The following is a 22049-nucleotide window of genomic DNA, read 5'->3' on the forward strand; positions in this document are numbered from 1 at the left end:
AAATAAATACAACAAGTTAAAGACTGACATCGACCAATTGATCCTTCAATTAATTGTCGACTCAAAGCAAAAGAACCGGCTAAAACTTTACAGGCAGCTTGATGAATATATAAAAGGCTCAAGTTCTCAAATCCCAAAAGCTTACAAGCAAATCATGGCGAACATTGAGGATGATCTTTATGAATTAATAGCCGATGACAACCGTCCAGGGGTGTCCGCCCTTTGAATCAATTCTCTCCATAACAGAGCAAATCTCAACCGCCATCACCAGCGCACGGGATTTTAGGGAGAAGAAGGTAGGAAGCATCTGTGAAGTATTGGATAAACTCAGGCTACGTGACGTTTCAGAACTTGGCAAAAAAGAGGAAGATGACAGCGCCAAGGATGATGAAAAAACTAAGAATAAATGACTTTATCTGAAACGTTGCATGTTTCAATTATCAGGAAAGCTTTCAAACTCGACAGACTTGCGATAGATCTGGAATCATATTCACCCCATAGAATCATATTTCACCCCAAAATCGGCATGAACGCGCCCTGGAACTGGAGTTCGTATCGTATTTTAGATCTCACATGTCCACTATGGTAAAAGAAACACAAGTCCTCATTATCGGTGCCAGCATTTCCGGGTTAGCCAGTGCCGCCTCCCTTAAAAAAAGAGGAATAGCGTATAGCATTATCGAGAAGCAGCAACAAGTCGTTCCGGCCTGGAGGAATCACTATGAGCGGCTCCATTTGCATACCAGCAAGAAATTGTCCGGGCTGCCGTATCGATCTTTTGATAGATCCATTCCCCTCTACCCTTCCCGGCAGCAGGTTGTCGATTATTTAACCGGCTATCAAAAGGAGTTTGAGATCCATCCTGATTTCAACACCGAGGCGCTATCGGTCAGAAAGCAAGGCGACGATTGGATCACTGAAACGTCAAGCCATACCTATCAATCAAAATACGTCGTCGTGGCAACGGGGCCGTTTGGTAAGCCTAAGCCCATACATTTTAAAGGGATGGAAACCTTCCCCGGAAAAATTTTACATAGCTATGGCTATAAAACCGGCAAGGATTTTAAAGGCCAGAAGGTTCTGGTAGTGGGATTTGGCAATTCGGCCTGCGAGATTGCCATAGACTTATTTGAACAAGGAGCGACACCATCCATGTCCGTCCGGTCCGCAGTAAATGTGGTACCCCGCGACATCTTCGGGATTCCCATTCTGCAACTGGCGTTGCTGATGAACTTCCTCCCTCCGAGGTTGGCGGATAAAATGAATGCTCCGTTAATCCGATTGCTGGTTGGAGACATCACGAGGTTGGGTCTCAGAAAACCACCTTATGGTCCGCTCGAGCAAATTGAAAAACACGGGGCAGCTCCTGTATTGGATATCGGTACGATTGCTCTCATTCGAAAGGGGCACATCGCCATACGCCGTGACCTCGACCATATCCAGCATAAAACGGTTCACTTCGATGACGGCAGCCATGATAATTTTGATGCTATCGTGGCCGGCATTGGCTACTACAGAGACTATGCAGACATCATCGAAGTTGAGCACGCGCGGTTTGACGATCTGAAAGTCAGCCTCGACAAGCAAAAGTATTTTGGCAAAGACGGCCTGTATTTTTGCGGGTTCTGGATTTCACCCACGGGCCAGATCCGGGAAATTGCGCGCGATGCACAAAAAATAGCGCGGGACATTAGTCGGAAAATTATGTCCTGACCCACGACGAAGCCCTTTGGCTTGGTCATTCATGTTAGCAGCACGGAGAACAGAAGTGGGTGGCCAACTGTTAGAACAAAAAGCGCACATTCCCTGAGGCCGGCACGGTGGTAACATCAGACAAGGATAAGCGGTTGACGACAATGACCAAAAGGCGTTGTTGTGTTGCGGCGCTGATGGTGGCCCGGCAGGTGCCCTTCTGCCGTGACACCGGTCACATCCAGGAAGATCACATCGCTGCTCGTCAATGGTGTTACACAACGAGAAAATCGTGGCGGCGATTTTGGCGGTTTTTGACAAAAACTTGATAACTTCCAAAGCACAAACCCCCCTGTATGCCGCGCGTGTATTGCCATACATTGATCGTTGTTGCAATCATGCTCGGCGCGATGCACTCGCCGGCTGTGCGGGCACAACAGCCGTTTGTTCCCTTTCGCCATTATTCCAGTTTCCAGGGCCTGTCGCACGACAAAGTGATCTCCATCCTGGAGGACCGCCAGGGCTTCATGTGGTTTGGGACCGTCGAAGGGCTCAACCGTTTCGACGGCTACACCTTCACCTCATTCTACCACAAGAACGGCGACACCACTTCATTGTGTGACAACGCGGCCATCGCCATGCTCGAGGACCGCCACGGCGACTTGTGGATCGGCACGACCGGCGGCATGAGCCGATACAACCGTGCCTCCAACAGCTTCACCTCCTATGTCCCCGATCCGTCGCGCGAGGGCAGCATTTCCGATGGGCGCATCAACCAAATCCTGGAAGACGAAGACGGAAATTTCTGGCTCGCCTTCTCCAACGGCTACGTCGACTACTTCAACCGCGCCTCGGACCGTTTTCAACATTTTCTGATCGACGAAAACGCGCTCGACATCACATCGCTGGAATTCGACCGCAAGGGTAACCTTTGGATCGGTACGCGCATCGGTGTGGTCATCATGAACAAGGCGCGGCAAATCACCCAGCACTTCACGCACAATCCCGCCGATGCCGGCAGCCTCAGTCACAACAACGTGAACGATCTTCTCTTGGATCGCAACGGCGTGATGTGGGTGGGATCCGATGGGGGCCTGAACCGCTATGACCGCGATCGAAAAACATTCTCACACCATCGCCACCGCGCCGACGATGTCAGCAGTCTCGCGCTGGACGTGATCCGTTGCCTGGGGCAAGACAACGCCGGCAGAATTTGGGTGGGCACTGAAAACGGGGGCCTGGATATATTCGACCCCGTGGCCGGCCGCTTCTATCATTATGTAAACGACGAGCTCGACTCGCGCAGCATCAGCGACAATTCAATCTATGCGATCTATCGCGACCGGCAAAACAATGTCTGGGTGGGCACCAACAGCCGGGGCATCTGCCTTTACGATGCAAACCGGAAACCCTTTGTGATCTATCAGAAAAACCTGAGCCATCAACCCAATCTGTCCAACAACAAGATCTCGGCCATCGCAGAACAGCCAGGCGCCGGGTTGTGGATTGGGTCCGACGGCGGTGGAATAGGTTTCTTTGACGAAGGGCACGAAACGTTCACCGCCTACCGGCACGATCCGAAAGATCCCAACAGCATCCCGGGCGACTTTGTGGTCGACCTGGAGTGGGATGAAAAAGCCCAATGCCTGTGGATCGCGACGTGGGGTGGCGGACTTGGCCGGTTTGACCCTGTCACAAAAAAATGCCAGCGTTTTATGCCTCGTGAAGGCGACCCAACCGCAGTTGGGTCTGACAAGCTCTGGTGTCTTTACCTGGACGAAGAAGGGACACTTTACGTCGGCACCCTCGGCAGCGGCTTCAGCATCTACAACCGAAGCACCGGCACCTTTAGCACCTACAGTACCGACGACGGCCTGCGCGAAGAAAATGTGGTAGCCTTTTGCCGCGATGAAAACGGTTTGCTCTGGCTGGGCAGCTGGGGCAACGGTGTGAGCTGTTTCGATCCTGTGGCCCGAAAATTTGTAGCCCGGCCCGACGCCCTCCGTCTCAAGAATGCCGAAGCGATTTCAGCTGACTCCTTGGGCAGGCTTTGGATGATGGGGGCCCCGGGCTTCGAAGTCTATGACCCCGTCAGCGGCGTAGTGCAGCACTATGGCGACAAGGAGCACGTCCCCGAAACCACCATCAACAACTTTTTGCGAGACGGGCGCGGCAACCTTTGGCTCGCCACCAACAAAGGCATGGTCCGGTACAATCTCGCCACGCAAAAGGCAACCGTCTACACCGAAGACGATGGCTTGCCCACAAGCCAGTTTTACGGCAGACCCCTTTACGCCTCCAGCGGGAGAATGTACTTTGCCAGTGTTCAGGGCCTCGTCGCGTTCGATCCCGACAGCATCAAAGACAACGCGATCGTTCCGCCCGTGCTGATCACCGACTTAAAGATCTTCAATAAGTCGGTGTATGCCGATAGCAGTGACAGCCCATTGCAAGATGTGATCAGCGAAACAAAAGAAATCTCGCTATCGTCGCGCTACGATTTTATTTCGCTCGATTTTGTCGCCTTCAACTATTCGTGGCCGGAAGGCAATCAGTATGCCTACAAGCTGGAACCATTCGACAACGACTGGATCGCCGCTGCCGACGGGCAACGGTCGGCCACCTACACGAGCCTCGAACCGGGCGACTACGTCTTCCGGGTAAAAGCCTGCAACAACGACGGGATCTGGAACGAAACCGGCACATCACTGACCATCCACATCCTCCCGCGCTGGTACGAGACGGTGGCCTTCAAGCTCGCGGTGGCCGTGGCGATCGTGGCCGCGGCCTATGCTTTTTACCGTTACCGTGTCCGCGTGATCGCCAACCAGGCACGGAAGCTCAGCACGATCGTGAAGGAGCGCACGCATGAGCTGCAGGAAATGAACAAAGATATTACCGGGAAGAACCTGCTCCTGCAAGACCGGCAACAGGAAATCGAAGCGCAAAACGAAGAGCTGAAGCAAAGCGGCGACGAGATCATGGCCCAGCGCGATATCGTCTTTGCACAAAAGGAAAAGCTGGAAGAAGCATACGCCACCATTGCCCAACAAAACGAGGACATCCATGCCCGCAACGAAAACCTCGAGCAGGAAGTGCAGTCGCGTACCAAGGAGCTGCTGGCCTATAACCAGCAGCTGGAACAGTTTGCCTTCATCTCGGCCCACAATCTGCGCGCGCCTGTCGCGCGCATCCTGGGGTTGGGCAACATCCTTGGCCTCGGCGCCGTAAGCCAAGAGGAACGTGTTATGGTCTACGAAAAAATGGTTGCCACCGCACGCGAGCTCGACCGCGTGGTGCGCGACTTGAACACCATACTCGAGATCCGGAAGAACAACGAAAGCCCTCTAACAGAAGTGCGCTTCGACGAAGAACTCATGCTCGTGAAGCGCTATATCGAAAAGGAAATTGAAGATACACGCAGTGTAATCCGATCCGATTTTTCCGATGCACCTCGTATTTACAGCGTAAAGCCCTACGTAGAAAGCGTGTTGCAAAATCTATTGAGCAACGCCATCAAGTACCGTCACCCAGCCCGCACGCCGGTGATCAGTCTGAAAACAGAAACCGTAAACGGATACATACGCCTCACCGTGACCGACAACGGCCTGGGTATAGACCTCGACATGTTCCGGCATAAGATCTTCAGCCTATACCAACGATTTCACAGTCACGTCGAGGGCAAAGGCCTGGGACTTTACCTGGTGAAGAGCCAGATCCTCGCCCTGGGCGGAAAGATCGAAGTAGACAGCACGGTAGATGAAGGCACAACCTTCAAAGTATATTTCAAGAACCGCTGGACCACACCCAATTAACATGTTCCATCCCTGTCGCGAGTCGATCACCTATTTGGTGTGATTCTCACAAGCTTCAACCAAATACTGATGATGTCGCGAGGGATATTTACGAGCAAATTTTATCTTCGCCAAAAGCGCCACATAGGATTGACCGGTCTCGAAGCCGACGTTGAATCAGCTCTGGCGATCGCTCAATATGCCTTGCATAACTAAATAAAACAGAATCTATGAAAAATTTAAAATCGATACTATCGCTAATGACCTACGTGACAAGCCTGTTCTTGGCCAACTCAATTTACGGACAGACGAACACGAATTTATCAATAGGCGAATTGAAGTTTACCGCTGCCGGTGAACTTGACATTCACGCATCCGCCACTTCGTCTCAAAATGACTTTGATTATTTAGTGGGGAAATGGGTATTGAAAGACAAAAAACTTAAATCACGATTAACGAATAGCAAAGAGTGGATCGAATTTGAATCTACCGTCGAAATGCACAAGCTGCTCAATGGCATTGGCAATATGGATGTTTATAGAACGACGGTTGACGGTAAGCCCTTTGAAGGAATCGCCCTTCGATTGTTCAATCCGAAGACAAAACTCTGGAGTATTTATTGGGCAGACAGCAATGTCGGGGTAATGGATGTCCCCGTGGTAGGGTCGTTTGAAGGCAACATTGGCAAGTTTTTTTGTAAAGACAAATTCAAGGGTAAGGATATCATCGTCGTGTTTCTTTGGGACAAAACCGATCCAAACAATCCCGTTTGGAGTCAGGCCTTTTCTCCGGACAACGGCAAGACGTGGGAGGTAAATGCTACCAATACGTCCCACAGGGCAAAATGACGGACGTCTCAGTTTTTCACTTCACTATTCTACGCGAAGCGCTACCGCAAATTCTTAGCAAATCGATTATCATCGCCCCTCTTTAAAGTACCTGTTAAAATACATCAGTATCAACGTCACGGCGACAAAACTCACCGCAAACCGGAACAGGTGAGGCTCCGGTGTTTGACTATTCACCGCATACTGAAATCCCACAACAACCATATACCCCACAACCAACACCGACAAGATCATCATCATCACCGTAACGGCAGCATACACTTTCCGGATCACACTTCCTTTTTCGGAAAGTAGCGTCACGGTAAACACCAATACCAAAAGAACGATAGGCCAATATTCGATAGGGTCCACTGCGGTTACTGGTTAAGCTTTACCAATTAAAAAAATGGATCGAGGTCCGGAGATTGGTTTGATAATGGAGGGCAATCTCCGCTCCCATTTTGATCGGGAATTAAAAAAGATGTGACCCACCTGGTCACATCTTTTCCGATAAGAACTGTTTGGTGATGTCTAGAACAATGTGAATGTACGAGAATCGCACTTCCTGAATACGTTAAATCTCTCATTTAACGGTTAAAAGACTCAAAAGTAAGAGCGACTTTTTTAGCCGGTCATAGCGAATGGCGCGAGAGGTCTTTAGTTGCCGTTGCCCCTGGAGAAATTAAAAAGATGTGATCCGCCTGATCACATCTTTTCGGTTGAACTGTCTTCAGTGAAGCAAAGACGTTATATGAATCTATAGAAATTCTCCCTTTAGAATACGTTAAATCCTTCATTTAACGGTTAAACACGTACTCAGAAACGTCATATACATCCATCCCGGCCGTTAGGAACCCGGAACATTATGCTGGCGGACGACAATTGAGATGACGGGAAGTTGTTTATCTAACTAATGGGATCGGATTTATTTGCGTCTATCCTGCGATTGATGGGATAGATTTTATGATTCATAACATAATATTCAATTGCCTTTCTTAAATCACGGACTTTTATAACCAAGGCTTGTTCGCGTTCTCGCTTTGCGTCAATGGAGGATAGGATAGATGTTTCCATCAGTTCCACATGTAACAAATCGCATATGAGGTTCATTTTGCTCCGCACAGATGCCATCTGCCCGGAAAGTTCCTCACGTTCATGTTCGGTCAACATAGCCTGTTGTTTCAATGAAGATACCGAAAAATTTAAACGGTCAATCCCCCCATTATCAGGGTTTCTGAACCCTAAAGTCCAAATAAAAAAGCAGGTTGGGTCAAGGTATTTTCTGCTCAACAGCAACAATCGCATTTCCGATACTTCTTCCTTTGTCTTCACGGAGTCACCTGGTACTCCCGATCCATCCTTTTGCAGGACGCAGATGATAGGGGTCAACGGCACGCCTGGAGTGCACGGGGATCAATGACGATGGGTTGTGTATATTCAACGTCAATACCAATTAATGATCCCCTGAAAACACCAATGTTTGTCGGGATTCCCACCCAACGTTGTCGTTTTTACACAGCGTCAATCCTGAAAATGACTGTCATCTTTGTATTGTCAATAAGTCAAAAAAAAAAAAACAATTTCAATAAACTCTAAAAATTAGAAGCGTATGAGAAAGATAACGGTTATATCCATGATTTCATTAGATGGTGTCCTGCAAGCACCGGGTGGACCTCAAGAAGACACATCCGGCGGCTTCAAATATGGCGGCTGGACGGCATCCTATAGTGACGAGCTTTTTGGAAAGATCATGGAAGAAGAGCTGAAACAAACAGACTACCTTTTGGGCAGAAAAACATTTGATATTTGGACACCCTACTGGCCCCAACATGCTGACTTTTGGCCAGGCATCAACGAGGGCACCAAATACGTCCTGTCGCAGACCTTGGAAAAATCAGATTGGAAAAATAGCGTTTTCCTCAAAAGTGTGGCAGACATCGAAAAGCTTAAGCGTTCAGAGGGTGCCGACATTCAGGTCTGGGGTAGCAGCGAGCTCATTCACCTGTTGCTTCAGCATGACCTGGTGGACGAACTCCGGCTCAAAATTTACCCGTTAATTCTGGGCAAAGGAAAAAAGCTGTTCGATAACGGAGCGATCCCTGCAGCATTTACATTGACCGAAAGCCATGTGACAACAAAAGGGGTTATTATAGCCAATTACAAGCGGGATGGGAAAGTCATGACTGGCGATGTTACCATATAAAAAAAAACAATAGTTTTATTTTGGGGTGGATAAAACCATTCCAAAATAAAACGCTATGCACATCTCTATTTTGTTGATGACAAGCTCTCCAAGCTGAGGGTATTCATAATAACCCATGCCTTAGCTTAGGGCTACATGAGCCCTCTGGCCAGCTGCCTTCACATCATTCAATGACCAGTCCCTGTTTCTTATCAATTTTAACCGCCTTGCGACTGGTATTGATCAGTTTGATGTTTTTCCCCAACACATCGCCCACAAAAGAATTGCCCGTCACTTGAACATTCAAACAGTTTTCAAATGTAAAGGTCGACTGGCGTGTATGAAAAGGGTAGAAACGATGACTCCGGATAAGCGTGTTCCCGAAAAAAACCAATCCGTCAACAGACTTCGCATAAAGCACCGGGAAATCAAAGGGATGGAAGGTGTTATTTTCTATCCGGATGTTCCGATGAAAGGCATGACCCACCTGGGGCTTCGGCACTTCAGGATAAATCGAGATGATTCCTTCACAAAATTGGTACATCGAAGTCATGCAGGGGTCGTTGAACGTATTATGCCGTATCACCACATCGGTGACGGCTCCCGATTCATACCAGTTATTGGCGTCGCCGGCAATGAGAATGGCTGCCCCGCTACTTTCAAAAGTATTGTTTTCGATGATCACCCGGCCGGGCGTTGACATCAAAATTCCCCTGGCGCGATTGCTCCCAAAGAAACTGTTCTTGATGTGGACATCCGGCGTCCAGGTAAGATTCTCCAGCGCATAGCCTTCTGCCACGCTCGTGGGCACAGGTTGCTGGAACGTGATCTCAAATAACTCGGGTGTGATCGTTTTAAACGATTCGACTGTCGCGCTGCCGATCGTCAGCATGGAATTGTTTTCGATGATGCCGACCTTCTCCCCCGCCCTCGCCCAGATGAACCCTACGCTCTGATGGTGCATAAACTTGCACACCAACGTTCGATTCGTTTTCCGCTCCACAATTCTCACCGATGTTCCGTGGACGTTGATCGGATCATCCATCAATCCAAGAAACCGGCAGCTATCCACCACGATCGACCCTTTGCAATTGGAATAATGAAAGCCATCGTCGTGGCCGGCAAAGATCCGGTTCTTGGCAGGGTTGGGAATGGAGTTTACATTTTTGAACATCAGATCTTGTGAATATTGTGAGAGGATTCCAAGGCCGGCGTTATTATACATGTTCAGATGCTCAATAGAAACCCGCTTGCTGTCCACAATAAACATACCCGCATGGTCCCGATCGCTGTGCCGAAGGACAAGATAGTTGCCTTTGGCCGGCTTTCTTTTAAAAGCGTAGTGAAGCCGGACGAGACCATAACGCACCTGCTCTGCTTTATAATCCTCATAGTCCGCCCCCAAGCATCCCGCATCTCCCGTTTGTGGGGCGATCAGTTTCGTCTCTCTTTCAAATTCCATCACGCCAGTCCAGCGGCTCTTCCATCCCTCACCCACGAAGGTGAGCTTCCCCTCTTCAATGATATAAGGAGACTCCAGTACATTGATGGCGATGTCGATGTAATGATCAGTTACATCCATGATCTCCGCCTGAGCCGTCATCGGTATTTCCCAGTCGATGCTCACATTCTTGATGACGATGTCTTCGCTATGATCAACCGTAAAAGGCTGCATCCGATCATGAAAAACAAATTCCGACCCCTGACCGTCAATCACCAGGTGCTTCACATCCTCGATCAGGATGCCACACCGCCGAAGCGCGATGACATCGGTGTTGGATTCATAATATTCTTTTTCAATGGCGTATTGCGGCCAGAAATCGTATCGTCCTTTCGGAAAAATTAAGACCGGCACCTTCTTCTCCCTGCACTGCGCCAGCGCCTTCTGTACGATGCCCACAGCATTTTCACGCGTGCCGGGCATCAACGAAAAGTCACTTATCCGAAGGGTATCCTGTCCCCATACGGAAGCACATACAAAAATTGCCAACGAACTGCTAAACCATTTCAACCCTGTTCCTTTCATTTCTATTTTCATTAGAATCCATTGTGACAATACTGCCGTCTTTTTGACATCGTCGTAGAGAATTTGAAATTAAACGATTTGTTATACAAACCCTATTTTTAAAGCCCTCGTCAAGGGTGTCCGGTTTTCAACGATCCCCCTAGGGGTTACTTGGCCTTGTAAAAACCGATATAACTGCAAAATATTACACTTCCCGCAAAAATCTGTACCCAAGTACTACTTTTAACAATGCGCAAGACCCTGTTTATTTTATCGCTGTGTTATATCTCGTTGTCTGCAGCCCATGCCCAAAAGCAATTTTGGGGCTCCTCCAGTTTCGGCGGCCTTTACGGCAACGGTTTTCTTTTCAAGACCGACTCCATTGGCGACAACCTGGAGATCGTACACGATTTTCAAAGCAGCGTCGACGGCGAAAACATCAGTGCCATCCTGCTGGCCAGCAACAACAAGTTGTACGGACTTGCGTCGGCGGGTGGACAAGGAGGCACGGGGGTCTTTGCCACCGGGACTTTTTTTGAATACGACCTGGCTACCGATCGGTTTAGGGTGCTCGAGCACTTTGGTCCCAACAATGCTCACCTTCCGGGGATCACCACACCGAGGGCAGAGGGCGTTCCGTCGCTGACAGAGGTTTCGCCCGGCGTCATCTTCGGGCTGATGTATCAGGGCCGGTATGTATTCTCCTACAATGTCGCCACCGGGGTGTTTACCAAACCATTTACCGTGCCTACCTACCAGGGCGGGCCCTCCAACAGTACGTTGCAAAATCAGTTTTGCCAGGCATTTTATAAAGCGGCCGACAATTTCCTTTATGCCGCCACACCAACCAATTCAAGTTGCCCCATCGGCAATCCCAACATGGGCTCGATTGTCCGCGTGAATCCTGCCAACAACACCATTGCCATACGTTACCGGGCCAACTGCCTGATCGACTACGGCTATTCGTTTAACGGCTTCTTTGCCGAAGTGAACGGCAATCTCTATGGCACCACCAACTATGGCGGCGTCAATAACAAGGGTGTAATCTTCGCTTATAACACGGCGGCCAATACCTACACCAAAGTCTACGACTTTGCCAACAGCGTGTACAACTACGAACCCACCTCGCTGGTGCGCTCGAAAAACGGCAAGCTCTATGGCACGGCGCACGGCGGAGGCATCCCGGAACCCAACCTCGGCCTGAATGCGGGCGGCGGTGTATTATTCGAGTTCGATCTAACAACCAACACGTTTACCAAAAAGCATGACTTTACGCTTACGGGCCAGTCGATCTACGACATGGGGATCTTCCCTTCCGGTTTGATCAGCAGTACGAATGGAAAATTGTACGGGGCAACCCAATATGGCGTCTTTGAATATAATCCCGTTTCAGAAGAGATCCGCGTTGCAGGCCGTTTCAATGGACAGGGATTTGCGCCTTCCTTTGTACAAGTTTGCCGCAAGCCGGCCTACCAATCTCCGACAACAACAACTTACACGATCTGCAACAGCGCCGCCTTCAGCCTTGACCTGGTCAGTGCTAATGCCACTACGGTTACCTGGAAACACAACAACGTAGTGGACGCTTCGCGGACGACAACCGCCCTAAGCTTCTCTGCCTTTAGCGCAGCAGATGCAGGAACCTGGATCTGTACGATGACCAACGAATGCGGCACCACGGTTGCGCAGGCCATTACCCTGGTGTTTGGTCAACCTGCTCAACCGATCATTACCGCGGGAAGTACGCTTACATTTTGTGCGGGTGAAAGCGTTACCCTCTCGGCGCCCGAAGGATTTAACAGCTACACCTGGTCTACCGGAGAAACTTCGCGTCAGATTTTGGTGAGTGAAAGTGGAAGCTATACCGTAAGCGTAAGCAATGGATGCGAAAGTCCGGTGTCGGCTCCTGCTGCGGTAACGGTAAATGCGTTGCCCGAAGCAGTAACCATCGCGGCCAATGGGCCAATTGATTTCTGCGCGGGCGCAACCGTAAAGCTTTCCGCTCCTGAAGGCTTTGACGGCTACCGGTGGTCGAACGGAGAAACTTTACGGGAGATTGAAGTAAGCCAAAGCGGCGAGTATGCGGTTAAGGTAAACGACGGCTGTGAGAGTCCCGCGTCGGATGCTGTTACGGTAACGGTGCATTCCCTGCCGGTGGCAACGATCACCGCCGGTGGTCCGGTTGTCTTTTGTGCAGATGAAACGGTGACGCTATCCGCGCCTGCGGGCTTCAGTGGTTATGTATGGTCAACCGGCGCCACCACGCAAGCGATCGAAGTAAATGAAAGTGGCCACTACACCGTAAAAGTAAATGATGGTTGCGAGAGTCTGCCATCCGACGCCACGGTCGTAACGGCAAACGCATTGCCGCCAACGCCGGAGCTTGTTGCGTTGCTCTCGGGCACCGAATTAGTGGCCAGTGGAAGCGGCGGCACGTATGATTGGATGTGGAACAACGAACCCCTGAACGAACATGGCTCTGAAGTCCATGCTACAGAAACAGGCACGTATGCGGTATACAGTGTAAGCCCCGACGGATGTCGTTCCGTGGATTTTGCCTCGGTATCGGTGGTGATCAACGGAACCGAATCTGCTGCCGCCGATGCCGTATTCGTCTATCCCAACCCAGCCCAGGGAACCGTGAATCTAAAGGGTGACAACGCTTTGCGCGGCCCAGCCGATATTTCCGTATTCAACACAACCGGTAGTGTTGTGTTTTCCGAATCCATAGACTTCGGACCAGAACCTAGTACGATTCACCTCGATCATCTCCCCGCCGGGCTGTATGATTTAAGGATAAGAAAGGGCAATAAGGTTGTTCACCGGAAGATCGTTGTTCAGTAAGTCTTGTAGAAAATATTAACCGCCAAAGCCGTCGGTAGGCCTGCCCTAACCTTTATTAACCATAAGGACTAAACATCCTGCCCTCCGGAAATTTCGGGAGCATTCCAAATTGTTGAAGACTTTGAATAAAATGCTCCTTGCAAAGAACATTATTTACAAGCGCGTTATGACCACAACCCTCCTTCCGGCACGGTGTATCAGACACGACAAACTTATTCTTTTCAAAGTAATCATGCATCATCCCCGAATAAAGTAACATTTGATCAGGCCGGGCAAAGAATTCTTCCATCCAATCTGCAACAGCAATGGTTGGCACCTTAAATAAGTATTCCTTGTTTCCCCAATTCCAAGCATGGCTGCTTTGCCATAACTGCTGACATCCATCACATTTATAAAGACTATCCCCTGCCGGAGATTCTGCCACCCATTGCAATTGTTTTTTCAGTTTCTTCGTCGTGGCAATTCGTTTATCAATTGATTCTCGAATTAACTCTAAATCTGAATATGCCGAACATTCACACATCCTACGTATTATTTTTCAAGCCAAATATCAGTATATCAATGGAAATTCCGCCAAAATCATTCAGCAAAAACCACCCGCGATTTTCATGGCACACCGCTCCTGTTAACTTTGATTAGCCTTCCAAAGCTAGTCTGTGGGATTCTGAAAGTATTGTGGAAAAATGCAAACATCGCCGGGGCGCCACCTGCCTCCCTCCGGCGATGTTTGCTGTGTGGTCTAAACCCGTCTCAACTGTTCCCAACCGGAAGACACAGTTTGTCCGGCAACGTCCACATCAGGGGTTTGAGATTCACCGGTTCGGCGGTGTTGCTTCCTTCCTTGATCTTTAAGAACTGATTGACCTTAACATCTTTGAAGCGTTGCACGTCGCCCGAGCCATGCCAGCGTATTTCAATTTCGTCTATTTTCTCCGCGGTCCCCAACCCGATCTCTCTGCGCAACGTGGATGAGCCAAACGAACCGCCCGTGTTCACATCGCGATACACGCTGCGCGACACACCGTTTTCGCGGAACGTGATCTTTATGCGAGAACCGATCGCAGCGCGATTTGACTTGGTCCCTTCCAGCATCAGGCAGATCCAATTATTGTTGTTCTGGCCTGGGTTCAGGAACAACGAATTTTGATAAGCATCGCCAACGTAAGCGCCACCCAGATCGATGTAGATGTCTTGGTCGCCGTCGTTGTCAAGATCGCCAAACGAAACGCCGTGGCCTTTCTGCAAGTGTCCCACGCGGGCCGAGGCCGTGACATCGGCAAACTTTTGGCCACCGAGATTCTTAAACATTTTATTGGGCACAAGCGATTTATAGTCGGGGTTGCCCGAGCCCAGATACATGTCCAGGAAGCCGTCGTTGTCGATGTCGCCAAAGTTGGCTCCCATAGCAAACACATTGGTGTTCAGATTGGCCTCGGGGGCCACGTTGGTGAAGGTGCCGTCGTGATTGTTATGATACAGCAACATCTTCTCGGGATTGCCCGCCGGCAAATCCAGTTTCTCTGCCGCTTCATAATAGCCCAGCGATTTGCTGAAGGTATAGTCGCAGGCAAAGATGTCGAGCCATCCATCGTTGTCGTAGTCCCAGAACCAGGTGGGAAAAGAATTTCCGTGTTCATTGGCCAGACCGGCCGGTAACGTCACTTCTATAAAGGCAATCTCTTTGCCTTGCTGCCCGGTGTTCTTGAGCAATTTCCGTTCGCGGCTGGTGGTGGAGATAAAAAGGTCTTTCCACCCATCGTTGTCATAGTCGCCCGACGTCACGCCCTTCACAAAGCTGACCACATCGCAATGTGCTTCCTGGGCCACTTCCCGAAAGGTGCCGTCCTGGTTGTTGATAAACAGTTCGCACGGATGCTTTTCGGCCAATGTGTTGGTTGGCGTTTCGTTACCGATGAACAGGTCAAGCCAGCCATCGTTGTTGAAATCGTTCCAGGTGGCGGTCTGCGTCGGGTGAAAAGAGAGCAGACCGGCTTGGGTGGTCACGTCCATGAAGGTGCCATCGCCGTTGTTCTTCAGCAGCGAGTTGGGTTCTTTTCCGTATTCCATTTTCCACGCCCCCCGCAACACCAGCACATCTTTGAAGCCGTCGTTGTTATAGTCGGCCTGCACGATATTCAGTCCACCGGTAATGCCCTCCAGTCCGATCTTGTCGGAGCGATCGGTAAAGCTTCCATTACCGTTGTTTTTGAAATAGTGCATTCCTTCAGTGGTGCCCCATCCCGACGACATGATGTCGAGATAGCCATCGTTGTCAAAATCTTCCACGATGCTTCCGCCGGCCATGTTCTTCACGTCGAGTTTCAACTCGCCGGCAATGTCCTGAAACGGTTTCACTTTCACCGTGGTGTCGCCCTGGAGGTTGGGGATCAAATACTGTGGCGGCACACCCTGGGGATATTCCCCCAAGGTCATGTAGGCCAGATTCAACAACCATCCCGACTCAAGATCGCCCGGATTCAGGGCAATGAGTTTTGTAAAAATGTCGATGGCCTTTCTGGAGCCTTCCGGATCGCTGTGCACGCCCATGTCCTTCACGGGAAGGATACACGATTCGGCCGCATGATTCGAAATACAGTTCGACCGTTCACCCTGGCGCAGGTAAGCCAACGCCAGGTCTTTCCAGAACGGCAGAAATTGGTGGTTCACATCCGCGCTGGTCAATTCTTCCAGCAGTTGGATGGATTGTTCTTCCTGACCCAGTTCCAAAAGGATCCCTGCTTTCAAATATTTGCAATACCGGATCTCGCTGAGCGTGCTGTGCGGCGATTTCAAAAGCGAATCCATGTGCACGAGCCCAGCCTGCGGATACCATTGGTTGCTCGCCACGCTGGCCTCCTGATCAAATTTCTTCAGGATCGCGACCATCTCTTCATGACACGTTGGCTTGTGCTGGCACGACTGCACCACACACATGAACATGAGTATCGACAAAAGTAATTTTGGTTTCATAGTTTAGTTTTGATACGAGCTTCTTTTATTCCTTCCGATCGGCCAGCGACCGGTCAATTCCTTTTGGCTTTGCTCACCATCGGATAACACAACCGGTCGGGCAACACCCATTGGATCGCGTTGAGGTGCACCGATTCGATCGCGTCGCTGCCTTCCGTTATTTTCAGAAATTGGTTGGGCCTGATGTTGTTGAAGACCTGAACCTTGCCGCTGCCGTGCCAGCGGATTTCGATCTGGTCGATGATCTCTGCCTGTCCCACACCGATCTCGCGTCGCAGCGGCGAAGCCCCAAAGCTGCCGCCCGAATTCACATCGCGGTAAACACTCCGGGCGATGCCCTTTTCTTTGAACGTCAGCTTCACTTGTGTGCCAATCGCCGAGCGGTTAGAAGTGGTGCCTTCCAGCGTGAGGTCGATCCAGCGGTTGTTGTCCTTTTGTCCGGGGTTCAGAAAGAAAGAGTTTTGATAAGCGTCGCCCTCATAGGCACCGCCCATCTCGATGTAAATATCCTGGTCGCCGTCGTTGTCCATGTCGGCAAACGAAACACCGTGTCCCTTTTGCAAATGACCAACCCGGGCCGACGCCGTCACATCGGCAAAGGATTTACCGCCGATGTTCTGGAACATTTTGTTGGGGACGAGCGATTGATACAACGGGTTGCCACTGCCCAGGTACATGTCGAGAAAGCCGTCGTTGTCGATGTCGCCAAAGTTCGATCCCATGGCAAACACATTTTTGTTGAGCCCCACTTCGTTGGCGACATTGGTGAAGGTGCCGTCGTGGTTGTTTCTGTACAGCAACATTTTTTCGAGGTTGCCGGCGGCGATGTTCAACTTCTCGGCTGCCGAATAATAGGCCAGCGATTTTTCGAAGGTATAGTCGCAGGCAAAAATGTCGAGCCAGCCATCGTTGTCATAATCCCAGAACCAGGTGGGAAACGTGTTGCCGGTTTCTGCGGCGAGGCCTGCCGCTTTCGTCACGTTTTCGAACACGATCTCCTTTTGCTGCAGGCCCCGGTTTTTCAGGAGCTTTCGTTCGCCGTCCATGGTGGAGATGAAAATATCTTTCCAGCCATCATTGTCGTAATCGCCAGAGGTAACGCCCTTCACATAGTTGAGCACATCGCAGTGCGCCTGGCGCGCCACTTCCCGGAACGTGCCATCCTGGTTGTTGATGTAAAGTTCGCAGGGATGCTGTTCGTTGTTTCCACCGATCACAGTTTCATTGCCGATGAAAAGGTCGAGCCAGCCGTCGTTGTTGAAGTCGTTCCAGGTGGCCGTTTGCGTGGGATGAAACGAAAGCAAGCCGCTGGCGGTGGTCACATCGGTGAAAGTGCCGTCGCCGTTGTTTCTCAGGAGCGAGTTGGGTTCTTTTCCAAAGTCCCTTTTCCACGCACCCCGCAAGACCAGCACGTCTTTGTTGCCATCGTTGTCATAGTCGGCTTGCAAGAGATTTAGTCCACCGGTAATATCTTTTAAGCCCGACTTGTCGGTCGCATCGCTAAACGTTCCGTTGGCATTGTTCACAAAGAAGTGCATGGGATCGGCCAGACCCCAGCCCGACGTGATGAGATCCAGGTAGCCGTCGTTGTTGAAGTCGTCGGCGATGCTTCCGCCGGCCATGTTCTTGATGTCAAGCTTCAGGTCGCCGGCAACGTCCTGGAAGGCGTTGATCTGGAACGTGGTGTCGCCTTGCATGTCGGGCAGAAGAAACTTGGCGGGTACGTGTTGTGGATATTCCCCCAATGTCATGTAGGCCACGTTCAGCAGCCATCGGGCTTCCAGGTTGCCAGGGTCTGTCTTCAACAGGTCCTGATAAAGAGCGATCGCTTTGCGCGAGCCATCCTGATCCTGGTGAACCCCCAGACCTTGGATGGGCAGTATGCACGATTCGGCGGCATGATTAGCAATGCAATTGGAACGCTCGCCCTGGCGCAGGTAGGCCACAGCCAGCGTCTTCCGGATGGCCGGTGTCAGATAGGGCGTGTTGTCTTTGGTGAGACGCTCCAGGAGGCGGACGGCTTCCTCTTCGCGCCCCAGTTCCAGCAAGGCGATGGCTTTCTGATATTGGCTATGGCGGATCTCTCCCGCTGTGCTGTTGGGCGCGGCCAGCAACGAGTCCAGGTAAGGAAGTCTGGCTTCCGGAGCGAATATGTTTTTATGATTAAACGAATCGTTCTTCACACTTTTCAGTATGCGAATCATTTCTTTGTGACTGGATGCTTTCCTGGGCTGCAACTCCATGCTGCAGGCGACGACCAAAACAACGGTCATCGCAAAAGCCAGCATCGAAGGTATCTTTTGTTTCATTTCAGAATTCCCTCAGTTTTAAGATGGAGACCGCTCATGTCTGTGTACTTGACAAGCATTGCCGGCGATCAAAAGACGGTCGTCGTTATTGGACGCACCGCCATTCGCCGGATGATCCCCCATCGAATAAAAAAACTAATTTGAAATCGCGACGCGGTGTCGCGGAGTTGTCTTTGGCAAGGTCATGCACAAAGCAACGACCTGAGGTTGTTGGATAAACTTTTGCTACGCACGATCCATGCCGGTCATCACCGGCATGTCGTGAGCACGGACGACGCGAATGAAATACAAACGTCTTGCCGGCGCAGGGCGCGCGACGCGATCATGTGCTCATCGTCTTGTGCGGATAGAAAAAATTTAACAGAAGACCTCTGTGTCACGCAGACTTAGGAGGGTGTGTTATGGAAGGGTGATAATCTGCGGGGGTGGCCACGACCATGATTTTGTCTACCCGCTGTTGTTGCCAGCCCAGGGCCAGCGTACGGATGGAAAAGGTCTGCGCAACGTAGTCTTTGATGAACGTGGCAAATATCTTCGTTTGATGCGAAGCGTCTTGTGGCCGGTCGGTAAACGTTTTCACAAACCGGGCCAACGCCTGGTCGATGCGTTGGTCCTGAACGTCTTTCACACACACCAGGTAGAGCGTGTCGCGCTCGAAACGTTGCTTGAGCAGGCGATAGGACTCGCCGTTGTGCTCCACTTTGCCGTCCACCCGTTCAAAGTTTCGCGAGTCCACCATATAGGGAATGGCGATGGGAACCGCGATCGTGATGGTTTCGGAGGTATCGAACGCGTCGGCATCCAGTTTTTCCTGCATTTCGCGGTCGTTGGCATAGCGCAATCCGAAAAACAATCCATAGTAGCCCACCACATTAAAGAGCAGCAGGACAACGCACGCTATGGACGCTATTTTTTTCAATGTTACGGGCCTTAAGATTTGACCGACCGAATCTAGCCAAAATCCGGAGTAATGCCAAATGACGCCATGATGCAAGACACCGTCAAGGATCGACCACCAAATTATGAAGTTTATTATCAGGTTTTTTGCCATAAATTGCCAAAAACTGTACTTGATAAGTAACTATGGGATTGACGCTACAATTCGCCGCTGGAGATAAACAACAAAATCATTGACGCGGTCAAAAGGTTCGACTTTGATTTTTTAGATCAACTTGAATCTGAAAGTAAGATTGCAGACTTCAGCCTTCATATTGAACCAAAGGATTTGAATTTTCTGGTAGGTTCTGCAACTGAATTAATAAATGTCGCTGAATTTGGGCTTAGAGAATGTTTAGATACAACGAAGTTCTACTTTGATTCAGAAGAAGGCGGCGCCTATTTTGTGGACACAGCCATTATCCGTCTGTTCTCCAGATTTAATGAAATTGATGCTCGAGACCTCACGCATAAATGGTTTGAGAAAATGACTGCCGAGTATCAAGAAGATACGCCCGTTAATGACGATGCTATTAAGGCCGTAGAGGCGCTTATCGCCATTAGCAAAAATGCTCAAGAACAAAATCTAGATCTTGTTCATATCTGGTATCTCTAGGGCCTATGGCCGAATCCATTTCCTTCAAAGTGCCGTACATTTAAGTTAAAGCAATCCGACAAACCGTGTCCATAGACAAACTATTTACCAGTTTTGACAGGTACATTCCCCTGGACGAACCCGAAAGGGCAGATCTAAAAGAGCGGGTCATTGAACGGAAGATCAAACGAAGACAGCTCATTCTGACCGAGGATGAGGTGTGCCGACATCACACGTTTGTCGTCGAGGGATGTTTCAAGGTATTCCAGGTCGACAAAAAGGGCGTGGAACACAACCTGCAATTTGCCGCCGAAAATGACTGGATCATGATCGTCGACAGCTTTTATTCGGAAACGAAAAGCAAGGTAAATATTGAAGCGATCGAACCTTCCACGATTCTCCAGATCAGCCGGCCAGACTTTGTTTATTTTTTGAGAACATATCCAAAGTTCGACAGGAATTTTAGAGTGATCGTCGAGACCCGGTTTGCCGAATTGGAGAACCGGTTGTTGCAAATCGTCAGCTCCACCGCTGAAGAACGGTATCTTGCCTTTCTCCGTCAATATCCCCAGTTGTCGCAACGGTTGCCCAATACCCAAATTGCCTCCTACTTGGGGATCACCCCTGAATTCCTGAGCACGATCCGCAAGGAGATCGCACAGAGAAGAGCGCACCCTTAAACTACATTAAGCCTGTTTATTAAACTACCTTATACGTTGACTCCATGATCGGGCGCGAGCTTTGCAAATAAAAAACAAATCATGGAAAACGTACTAAAATTCAGGGAAAGCTATGACCAAAAGCCTCACCCTTATGACGCTGCGCCAACGGTATCCATAACACCGGTCATGATCGAAGGAGTAACCTGTTACTGGTTCACCCCGGAAGACCCGTCGCCAGACAGGATCATTATTTATTTACATGGCGGCGGTTTCGCTGCAGGGTCTATCCGAACGCACGGAAATATGGTCAGTCACTTTGCAAAGGAGCTCCATACGAAAATTCTTTTTATTGAGTATGCCCTGGCACCGGAGCATCCATATCCCGCCGGCCTGAACGACACATTAACAGTTTACCGGGAATTAGCCGATCGCTATCCGGGACATCAGCTAAACCTCATTGGCGACAGCGCCGGTGCCAGCATGATCATTTCCGCCATTGGAGAAATGCTCAAACAACACCTCCCCTTGCCCGACGCTGTCGTGTTGATTTCTCCCTGGGTCAGCCTGGCGTGCGACTATCCGTCGATGGAAGAAAACGCACAGCTGGATCAGACCCTAAACAAGGACATGCTTCAACGCTTTGCCCGGGCTTATACGGGGAACGTCCCCCTCGAAGTTTCGAGCCCGAAAAAAAAGTCGCTCACCCAATTTCCACCCGTGCTGGTTATGGTGGGCACGAATGAAGTATTGCTGGATGACAGTAAGTATTTTTATAATGACATAAAAAATATTCAGGGCAAGTCCAGGTTGAGTATCTATGATGATCAACCCCATTCCTGGATGAAGAAGGACATCTACAAGGAAGCCTCCCGGCGGGCATTGGCGGAGATCGCTGAGTTTATAGGGGCATGAACGAGTAGCCCGGCCCTCAGGCCTTGCCGTGCACAAGCTTAACCCCGAAAGGGGTTTTCTAGCATAGCCCCCAGTGAAACTGGGGGTAAAATGAAAAAGCACATTTGCGCCACCTGTTAAACAAATCAAGGCGCAGCGCGTTCATGGCGCATCGTCGCAGCGCCCGGATGCAGCGCACCATTGCGTGCCAGAACATTCAACGCCAGATCCAATCTTTCCTATGGCACTCCGATACATTCGTTTCGTTTACCCCGGGTTTCACCCGGGGCTATGATAGGGAACCCGCTGGCGCGGGTTGTAATGCGGCGGTGCCGGAAACTA

General features: G+C 50.2%; 16 protein-coding genes. 9 read left to right on the plus strand and 7 right to left on the minus strand.

The genetic code is table 11. The features are described 5' to 3' along the window. Window positions 1-194 precede the first annotated feature (194 nt). From D4L85_RS30900 to D4L85_RS34890, 4 genes are all read left to right on the plus strand, one after another. Window positions 195-410, plus strand: a complete 216-nt coding sequence (locus D4L85_RS30900) for a hypothetical protein (protein WP_119757980.1) — start codon at window positions 195-197, stop codon at window positions 408-410. A gap of 172 nt (window positions 411-582) precedes the next feature. Beyond that, the gene (locus D4L85_RS30905) at window positions 583-1713 is read left to right on the plus strand and encodes a flavin-containing monooxygenase (protein WP_160144108.1); all 1131 of its coding nucleotides are present in this window, start codon (window positions 583-585) and stop codon (window positions 1711-1713) included. Window positions 1714-2048: 335 nt separating this feature from the next. Beyond that, complete coding sequence (locus tag D4L85_RS30910; RefSeq protein WP_119757982.1) at window positions 2049-5507, plus strand: two-component regulator propeller domain-containing protein; 3459 nt, start codon at window positions 2049-2051, stop codon at window positions 5505-5507. Window positions 5508-5716: 209 nt separating this feature from the next. Beyond that, the gene (locus tag D4L85_RS34890; protein WP_228450683.1) at window positions 5717-6334 is read left to right on the plus strand and encodes a hypothetical protein; all 618 of its coding nucleotides are present in this window, start codon (window positions 5717-5719) and stop codon (window positions 6332-6334) included. Window positions 6335-6403: 69 nt separating this feature from the next. Here D4L85_RS34890 and D4L85_RS30920 read toward each other — a convergent pair whose 3' ends face one another. Both D4L85_RS30920 and D4L85_RS30925 read right to left on the minus strand, forming a co-directional pair. Then, window positions 6404-6685, minus strand: a complete 282-nt coding sequence (locus D4L85_RS30920; RefSeq protein WP_119757983.1) for a hypothetical protein — start codon at window positions 6683-6685, stop codon at window positions 6404-6406. A gap of 534 nt (window positions 6686-7219) precedes the next feature. Next, entirely contained in the window at window positions 7220-7645 is a 426-nt protein-coding gene (locus tag D4L85_RS30925) for a hypothetical protein (protein ID WP_160144109.1), read from the minus strand. 277 nt (window positions 7646-7922) lie between these two features. Here D4L85_RS30925 and D4L85_RS30930 point away from each other — a divergent pair, with 277 nt between their 5' ends. Next, window positions 7923-8516, plus strand: coding sequence for a dihydrofolate reductase family protein (locus tag D4L85_RS30930; RefSeq protein WP_119757985.1), 594 nt, complete (start codon window positions 7923-7925; stop codon window positions 8514-8516). Between the two features lie 163 nt (window positions 8517-8679). On the opposite strand, the gene D4L85_RS30935 is transcribed toward D4L85_RS30930, so the two are convergent. Beyond that, window positions 8680-10533, minus strand: coding sequence for an alpha-1,3-galactosidase-related protein (locus D4L85_RS30935; RefSeq protein ID WP_228450684.1), 1854 nt, complete (start codon window positions 10531-10533; stop codon window positions 8680-8682). A gap of 216 nt (window positions 10534-10749) precedes the next feature. Between D4L85_RS30935 and D4L85_RS30940 the strand changes: the two genes are divergently transcribed. Next, entirely contained in the window at window positions 10750-13344 is a 2595-nt protein-coding gene (locus tag D4L85_RS30940; RefSeq protein ID WP_119757987.1) for a T9SS type A sorting domain-containing protein, read from the plus strand. A 55-nt stretch (window positions 13345-13399) separates the two neighbouring features. Here D4L85_RS30940 and D4L85_RS30945 read toward each other — a convergent pair whose 3' ends face one another. The 4 genes from D4L85_RS30945 to D4L85_RS30960 all read right to left on the minus strand — a co-directional run bounded on the left by D4L85_RS30945 (window position 13400) and on the right by D4L85_RS30960 (window position 19542). Continuing rightward, on the minus strand, window positions 13400-13867 hold the full coding sequence (locus D4L85_RS30945; RefSeq protein WP_119757988.1) for a hypothetical protein: 468 nt from the start codon (window positions 13865-13867) through the stop codon (window positions 13400-13402). Between the two features lie 227 nt (window positions 13868-14094). After that, window positions 14095-16314 (minus strand): CRTAC1 family protein, encoded by a 2220-nt coding sequence (locus D4L85_RS30950; RefSeq protein ID WP_119757989.1) that lies wholly within the window; start codon window positions 16312-16314, stop codon window positions 14095-14097. A 53-nt stretch (window positions 16315-16367) separates the two neighbouring features. Continuing rightward, on the minus strand, window positions 16368-18623 hold the full coding sequence (locus D4L85_RS30955; protein WP_119757990.1) for a CRTAC1 family protein: 2256 nt from the start codon (window positions 18621-18623) through the stop codon (window positions 16368-16370). 376 nt (window positions 18624-18999) lie between these two features. After that, window positions 19000-19542, minus strand: coding sequence for a hypothetical protein (locus D4L85_RS30960; protein WP_160144110.1), 543 nt, complete (start codon window positions 19540-19542; stop codon window positions 19000-19002). 306 nt (window positions 19543-19848) lie between these two features. Between D4L85_RS30960 and D4L85_RS30965 the strand changes: the two genes are divergently transcribed. The 3 genes from D4L85_RS30965 to D4L85_RS30975 all read left to right on the plus strand — a co-directional run bounded on the left by D4L85_RS30965 (window position 19849) and on the right by D4L85_RS30975 (window position 21728). Continuing rightward, entirely contained in the window at window positions 19849-20175 is a 327-nt protein-coding gene (locus D4L85_RS30965; RefSeq protein ID WP_119757992.1) for a hypothetical protein, read from the plus strand. A gap of 65 nt (window positions 20176-20240) precedes the next feature. After that, entirely contained in the window at window positions 20241-20834 is a 594-nt protein-coding gene (locus D4L85_RS30970) for a Crp/Fnr family transcriptional regulator (RefSeq protein ID WP_119757993.1), read from the plus strand. An 81-nt stretch (window positions 20835-20915) separates the two neighbouring features. Next, entirely contained in the window at window positions 20916-21728 is an 813-nt protein-coding gene (locus D4L85_RS30975) for an alpha/beta hydrolase fold domain-containing protein (RefSeq protein ID WP_119757994.1), read from the plus strand. Window positions 21729-22049 lie beyond the last annotated feature (321 nt).

This window comes from Chryseolinea soli, from assembly GCF_003589925.1.
GTDB classification, from domain to species: Bacteria; Bacteroidota; Bacteroidia; order Cytophagales; family Cyclobacteriaceae; genus Chryseolinea; species Chryseolinea soli.

Bases quoted from the DNA above. Each gene is read 5' to 3' on its own strand.
- D4L85_RS30900 (WP_119757980.1), top strand. From the start codon at position 195: ATGACAACCGTCCAGGGGTGTCCGCCCTTTGAATCAATTCTCTCCATA.
- D4L85_RS30935 (WP_228450684.1), bottom strand. From the start codon at position 10,533: ATGAAAATAGAAATGAAAGGAACAGGGTTGAAATGGTTTAGCAGTTCG.
- D4L85_RS30905 (WP_160144108.1), top strand. From the start codon at position 583: ATGGTAAAAGAAACACAAGTCCTCATTATCGGTGCCAGCATTTCCGGG.
- D4L85_RS30930 (WP_119757985.1), top strand. From the start codon at position 7,923: ATGAGAAAGATAACGGTTATATCCATGATTTCATTAGATGGTGTCCTG.
- D4L85_RS30955 (WP_119757990.1), bottom strand. From the start codon at position 18,623: ATGAAACAAAAGATACCTTCGATGCTGGCTTTTGCGATGACCGTTGTT.
- D4L85_RS30950 (WP_119757989.1), bottom strand. From the start codon at position 16,314: ATGAAACCAAAATTACTTTTGTCGATACTCATGTTCATGTGTGTGGTG.
- D4L85_RS34890 (WP_228450683.1), top strand. From the start codon at position 5,717: ATGAAAAATTTAAAATCGATACTATCGCTAATGACCTACGTGACAAGC.
- D4L85_RS30940 (WP_119757987.1), top strand. From the start codon at position 10,750: ATGCGCAAGACCCTGTTTATTTTATCGCTGTGTTATATCTCGTTGTCT.
- D4L85_RS30910 (WP_119757982.1), top strand. From the start codon at position 2,049: ATGCCGCGCGTGTATTGCCATACATTGATCGTTGTTGCAATCATGCTC.
- D4L85_RS30945 (WP_119757988.1), bottom strand. From the start codon at position 13,867: ATGTGTGAATGTTCGGCATATTCAGATTTAGAGTTAATTCGAGAATCA.
- D4L85_RS30975 (WP_119757994.1), top strand. From the start codon at position 20,916: ATGGAAAACGTACTAAAATTCAGGGAAAGCTATGACCAAAAGCCTCAC.